A 5,629-nucleotide genomic window follows, 5' to 3' on the forward strand; every position below is an offset into this window, starting at 1 on the left:
TGGCTCGAAAGATAACTGCGAGAAATATCTAAGCTGTCCGCCGCCTTGGCGAAGCTTAATAATTTAGCCACTTCACTAAAAAGAACGTAGCGCTCCACCCTTTTATGTAATTTTTGCATATCGGCCCCTATCCATTTTTCAGCCCACCGCCATACCTGCCGTCTCGCATTGGGTGAAATATACCACACCAAAACATTATTATTGTGCGTTATAGAGAATTATGTATTCTTGCCGCCCTGTTTAATCCATCCTTTAACTGTTTGTACAATAAAGAAAAATCAAAGCACTTCCTGCCCCCTCTATCGTGCTGCGCGCGGCGAAGCATTTTCGTCAAGCACTGTAACCTCACGATACTTTATCTTTCTGAATCCTAACTTTGACCCGGTACATGTTTGATTTGGCCGCTTTAGCCACCAACGCGTGCATACCAAAAAGGTAGGCGCAAAATGTTGTGAGTGAGTATCGATACCAGGCTTTATCTGGCGCATGGAATTTGGATTGGAAGAGCCTGGACCTCTCTGTCCAGAGCAGTCTCAGTATTTTGCTCTAACGAAGTTCTGCCCCTTTGTGTTTTAGCAAGTTTACTTATCAATGGATCACTCTGCAGAGTTTGCGAACCTGTCGTTATTGATTTGCATGGAACAGCGGTGCACATCTACCCCCAAAGTGCGCATCTATCGTTTACTCGATAGAAGTTTAGTTTTTGCATGTCTATTCAGTTCGCTCTTGGAGTGGCGTTAGCAAGATCGCCAACCTAGCGTTCTCATACTTTAAGAACGTCTTATTTAAAGACAGATATTTGTTGGAAGTGCTTAGATGTTTCTATATCTTTTTGCAACCACTCCTTGTCAGCCTCATCTGCTTCAGTCAACTCCTGCACTAGCTCTTCAGTTATTGATTCTCTCCAAAAGGATATGCCGAGTTCTGGGAAGCGATACGAATAACCAATTTCTGGATCATTTTCATCTAGCTTTCCATATTTTTTTATGTGCGCAAGAACTTCATTCACTTCAAGTGAAAACAAGTCGTTACCATGGAAAAGCAACTTAAGTGGAATATTGTCGTTAAACCCAATCCAGTCAACTAAACCAGTGTCCTTGGAATATGAGACTTGAATCGCATTTTCAAGGAAATAGTCACATTCTTGGAACTCAATTCCAGAATTAGTATGGGACGGGATATTGTCTGGAGTGCTGCCTATAGCTTCTCTTATCTCCCCTTTACTCATTCCGAGTTGAATTTTACCAGCTCCACAAAGTGGGATAATTTCTACTTCACCCATAATCAGATTTACCTTATATACAAATCTTACCGCCAAGTTGCCATTCAATATACTTATCTAGGCTAGGAGCAACCCAGCTACGGCTGTCATCTTCATGATTCCAGATGAAAATATCATCGCGTTAGATAGCTCCTGCTTGAATTGGAAAAGCAAATTGGTCACCATTTCCTGCATCTCCGAAAAAAAGCAGTGAATCGAAAGGCATGTAAAGCTCTGAGAAATCGTTGTTCTGTCTGAACTCAGTATTGGTTTCAGTTATTGCTCTTAATGTCCAGACTAAGCCAAGTCCGTATTCACCAAAAACTCCATTAGATTCCAGTAAACACTCTTTCAAAGGTGTAGGGAAAATGAGGCCTAACTCTTTCTGAGCCTCTGCAATTTCAGACTCTGTGGTTGGTTCTGAAAACTCAAAGTCGGCAGTATGCTGTTCAACTAAAGATGTCCATTTAGAACTTCCTTGATGTTGTCTCATGGGGAAATGCCTGATTGTTTTTCATTTAAATTCATAAGGCTGACAGTATAGGCCTTAGAATTTACTAATTAAGAGTTCGGTTTTAGTTAGAGAGCATTTGCGCAAAACTAGCATTGAAACTGAACGTTTACTCATCAAATTCACTCAGACACCCGAGAAACTCAGTAAATGAACTCGATATAAAGTAGACATTTACATAACTCGGTGGCTCACCATCACATTCAAGTTCATGATCCCAGAAGTAAATTGAGCCGTAGTTCTTACCTGAAATTGCTATACAAATCTGATTACCACCTGGGTCTTGCCCAATAGCCATCAGTTCATTTGGAATTCGATCGCTATATTCTTTAAGGTACCAAATGAGATTGTGAGTACTTCTTTTCGAGTGTATCGGATAGAAACTGTCTACCAAAAAGCTATTTCCTCTATTTCCTTCAGTTGGAATTTTAAACATGTCTGGAAATGGTGTTCCTCCATTATGTTCTAACATGAAGCATCGATAATCTTTAGGAAAGTTACTGCCTAGGAAACCCTCAAGTATGCCAATCTCACCTTCGGATACAGGCCCGTATTCTTGTGAACATTCTATCTTAACTTCCAAACTTCCTCCGAAGTGGAAAAGCACCGTATAACACTTTCTACACGCTACATCTCCGCTCTAACTTGCCATATGTCGCAGAATAATTGATGACAGATGAATGTATTAACCACCTGAATGATTTAGATATAGTATCAATATTTACTAACTTACCAAATGGATAACGGCAGAAACTACCCGTATACCACGCTAATTTCATTCAGAACTCATACTGTCTAATCACTCGACCAAGGAATGAATAAGATGTATTTCAGAGATATACGATGATTTGCATGTTCAAGTACACGTACTACATAAAGCCACTTTGAGAGCCTGATTATCGAGTGAAAGAAAGTGTCCAAAAGCTTTCAAACTCGGCATATTACATAGAGTTGCCATTTGTCATTTTGGGGTACGAAAAGTTACCCGAAGGATAAATTAAGTACGTTGCAGCTAAATTGAAAATGTCCAACAAGCTGTCAGCTTGGCATCAGATGCCACGAGGACGCCCCCTGCCAAATATGCAAAGTTAGTCCTCAATAAGAAAATGCCGATGAAGTTCTTTGTAGCCTTTGGGGGTAATGGTGACTTCTCGGTAGCCTGGTACTTTTTCTATCCAGTTATTACTTTCAAAAAAATTGAGTAGTGATGCTCCCAGGAAACCGCCAACGTGGAATTTTCTTTCGCTCCAGTCCAAACACGGGCAACACTTCTTACGTTTGGTTTTGGTTTCGAGTGTGATACCTAACTGTAAAAATTTTTCTTTCCCTTGCAGGGTAAGGTCATTGCCATCACTTTCAATCCAGCCATGGGTAATCAAGGATTCGTAGAGCTTTACTGCTACTTCACCTGCTAAATGGTCATAACAGGTCCTTGCTTTTAGTAATTCTTCAGGCACTTTCGAACGTGAGAGATTACTTGCCTGAAAAGTTACACCCATCATATTTTCCAGTAGCGAAGCAATGCGACTGTTATACAGACGAAAGTATCGGTGTCGTCCTTGAGATAAACAGCTCACAAGGTTGGCTTTTACCAAACGTGACAGGTGAGAGCTGGTTGTCGATGCCGCTATGTCTGCAACGGCACTTAGTTCTGTTGCTGTCCAAGCTCTTCCATCCATTAATGCACATAAGATCTTCATTCTAGAAGCGTCAGACATGGCGGCCGCCAATGCTGCCATGTCTGTTTCTTGGCTATAATTTTCTGATTCGGTGAAAGAACTATTTCGTGTGCTCATGCCTAACTCGTTGTCATATCTCAGCCAAGGTAAAATTATTAATTACAACTATACATTGCTCATCATTGGTTGGCCCGTTATCCGTGCGCTTCAATGCTGTCTTGGGGGGCTTCAGAGCGATTATCCATGCCATAATCTCTAATGACGCCAGCCACTCTTAGTCGATAGTTTTCGAACACACCACCACGCCCTTTGGACTGTGCAAACCTGTGTGATTCTAAAGCACGCCACGCTTGAATAGCCTCTTCATCTCGCCAAAATGACAAAGAAAGCACCTTCCCCTCGTTGGTAAGGCTTTGAAAACGTTCAACTGAAATGAAACCTTCTATTTTTGATAATAATGGTATTATTTCATTCGCTATATCTAGGTATTCAGAAGTCTTACCTTGAGCTACCTGAACTTCAAAAATTACTGCAATCATTTTTCCCTCTATCTATTTGATTTAATTGTTGCAGGGATTTTAGCGACTTGAAATAGTGACACTTCGTTGGGGATTGAAATATGGCCGTTGTACTGTATTTTACTGTGCGCCCGCAACCCAGTCCGTTTGGAAGGCCATAAAGCCCGTTTACGGTAATGCCTTTAGTGACGACTTTACCGGCCCCTGTAACGGCTGCGCTTACATATCGATACTTACGGATACTAAAACACGCCCTAAACTAGTGAGCTCAGTCATTCACTAGCAAAGAGAATCCTGCATGCCGTTAGTCAAACCCGCTCTGATTGTTATCGCATCCTGCGCTGTCGCAGCCTGTGCGAACAATACCGCTCCGAATGAGTTTACATCCCGCTGTGGCTACTTCCAGCTACAAGGGGATAAACCCCTCACCTTTACCGTAAACAGCCCGACTGAAGCCAACCTGGATGGTGTGATCTGCTCTGGTTCGTTAGATGCCTTTAACGACATGTTAGCCCGTTACCCGGAAATCAAGAAACTGGATATCGATGTCATAGAGGGCAGCGCAGATGACGAAGTTAACCTGGAATTGTCAAAGCAGATACATGATAGGAAGATGAGCACACACCTTAACAAAGAGGGCATGATCGCTAGTGGTGGGGTTGATTTGTACCTTGCAGGTGTAGAGCGAAGTGCTGATGATGCCAAACCCCGTATTGGCGTTCACAGTTGGGGAGGAGCTGACGGCGAAAACGGCAACCAGATTCCAACTACCGATCCTATTCACCAGATGTACCTTAGCTACTACCGTCACGTTGATATTGATCCTAATTTCTACTGGTTCACCCTCAATGCCGCTCCTGCAACAGATATTCATTGGATGAGCAAAGCAGAAATAAAACGGTATCAGGTTATTACTTCCAAATAGCCACATCGCTAATGTCCGGGAATGTAACTGTCAAGAAAACATGTTTATACCTTCCCGGATAAAGGTATCAGCTCCATAGAAATCCATCATGCTACACAAGGTGCAGTTAGCTTAATAACTGCACTTTGTAACAACCAGATTATGTCAACCCGATCATAAAATAGCCCCAAATACAGACACATTGCCATGTGTTTCAATCTTCTCGATCCATTGTTGAGCTTCAACATATGAAGGGTATGTGATTAAAGAATCGAGGCATGCCTTTAGGGACCTAAAAGCACTCCCCTTCTCGCTTGAGGAAATCTATCAGGGTGCGCGTTCTAAGCGGCATCAATGCCTTATTTTGATACACGGCATACAATGGAATGGTAACATCATGAACTTCAGGGAGGATCCTAACCAACTCACCACTCGCCAACTCATTTTTAACCGCAAACTCAGGCAAAACACCAAACCCAATATGATTGATCAAGAACCCTTTCAGGGCGTGAGTGGTGCGAACCCGCACTTTGGGTTTTTTGTTTAGCTTAACTACCTCTCCTTGCGACGACTTTAACACCAGCACTTTGTCACCATGCACGATATTGTGGCTCACCCAGTCTAGCTTGAGCAGGTCTTGTGCTGAATGGAGCACGTCAAAACGCTTGAGGTACTCTGGCGATGCACAAAGAATATCGTCAAATTCACCAATTTTAGTTGCATACAGGCTGGAATCTTCAAGCGCCGAGGAAGCGC

At 42.5% G+C, this 5,629-nt stretch carries 7 protein-coding genes; 1 reads left to right on the forward strand and 6 read right to left on the reverse strand.

What is annotated here, in order from left to right; all coding sequences use genetic code 11:
• Positions 1-781: 781 nt before the first annotated feature.
• From MHN01_RS14645 to MHN01_RS14665, 5 genes are all read right to left on the reverse strand, one after another.
• On the reverse strand, positions 782-1,282 hold the full coding sequence (locus MHN01_RS14645) for a hypothetical protein (protein ID WP_239412020.1): 501 nt from the start codon (positions 1,280-1,282) through the stop codon (positions 782-784).
• A 121-nt stretch (positions 1,283-1,403) separates the two neighbouring features.
• On the reverse strand, positions 1,404-1,754 hold the full coding sequence (locus MHN01_RS14650) for an SMI1/KNR4 family protein (protein WP_239412021.1): 351 nt from the start codon (positions 1,752-1,754) through the stop codon (positions 1,404-1,406).
• A 127-nt stretch (positions 1,755-1,881) separates the two neighbouring features.
• Entirely contained in the window at positions 1,882-2,355 is a 474-nt protein-coding gene (locus tag MHN01_RS14655; RefSeq protein ID WP_239412022.1) for an SMI1/KNR4 family protein, read from the reverse strand.
• Between the two features lie 505 nt (positions 2,356-2,860).
• Entirely contained in the window at positions 2,861-3,568 is a 708-nt protein-coding gene (locus tag MHN01_RS14660; RefSeq protein WP_239412023.1) for a helix-turn-helix transcriptional regulator, read from the reverse strand.
• A 77-nt stretch (positions 3,569-3,645) separates the two neighbouring features.
• The gene (locus MHN01_RS14665; RefSeq protein WP_239412024.1) at positions 3,646-3,990 is read right to left on the reverse strand and encodes an antibiotic biosynthesis monooxygenase; all 345 of its coding nucleotides are present in this window, start codon (positions 3,988-3,990) and stop codon (positions 3,646-3,648) included.
• A 277-nt stretch (positions 3,991-4,267) separates the two neighbouring features.
• Here MHN01_RS14665 and MHN01_RS14670 point away from each other — a divergent pair, with 277 nt between their 5' ends.
• A complete protein-coding gene (locus MHN01_RS14670) occupies positions 4,268-4,894 on the forward strand; it encodes an alpha/beta hydrolase (protein WP_239412025.1) in 627 nt (208 codons plus the stop codon).
• 271 nt (positions 4,895-5,165) lie between these two features.
• Here MHN01_RS14670 and MHN01_RS14675 read toward each other — a convergent pair.
• Positions 5,166-5,629 (reverse strand): LysR substrate-binding domain-containing protein (locus MHN01_RS14675; protein ID WP_239412026.1); only part of this gene is annotated, 464 nt, incomplete at its 5' end.

It is taken from the genome of Photobacterium sp. OFAV2-7, assembly GCF_022347985.1.
Taxonomy (GTDB): domain Bacteria; phylum Pseudomonadota; class Gammaproteobacteria; order Enterobacterales; family Vibrionaceae; genus Photobacterium.

What these genes read in the sequence shown, in the direction of transcription:
- MHN01_RS14670 (WP_239412025.1), top strand. Translation starts at nt 4,268, where the DNA reads ATGCCGTTAGTCAAACCCGCTCTGATTGTTATCGCATCCTGCGCTGTC.
- MHN01_RS14660 (WP_239412023.1), bottom strand. Translation starts at nt 3,568, where the DNA reads ATGAGCACACGAAATAGTTCTTTCACCGAATCAGAAAATTATAGCCAA.
- MHN01_RS14665 (WP_239412024.1), bottom strand. Translation starts at nt 3,990, where the DNA reads ATGATTGCAGTAATTTTTGAAGTTCAGGTAGCTCAAGGTAAGACTTCT.
- MHN01_RS14650 (WP_239412021.1), bottom strand. Translation starts at nt 1,754, where the DNA reads ATGAGACAACATCAAGGAAGTTCTAAATGGACATCTTTAGTTGAACAG.
- MHN01_RS14645 (WP_239412020.1), bottom strand. Translation starts at nt 1,282, where the DNA reads ATGGGTGAAGTAGAAATTATCCCACTTTGTGGAGCTGGTAAAATTCAA.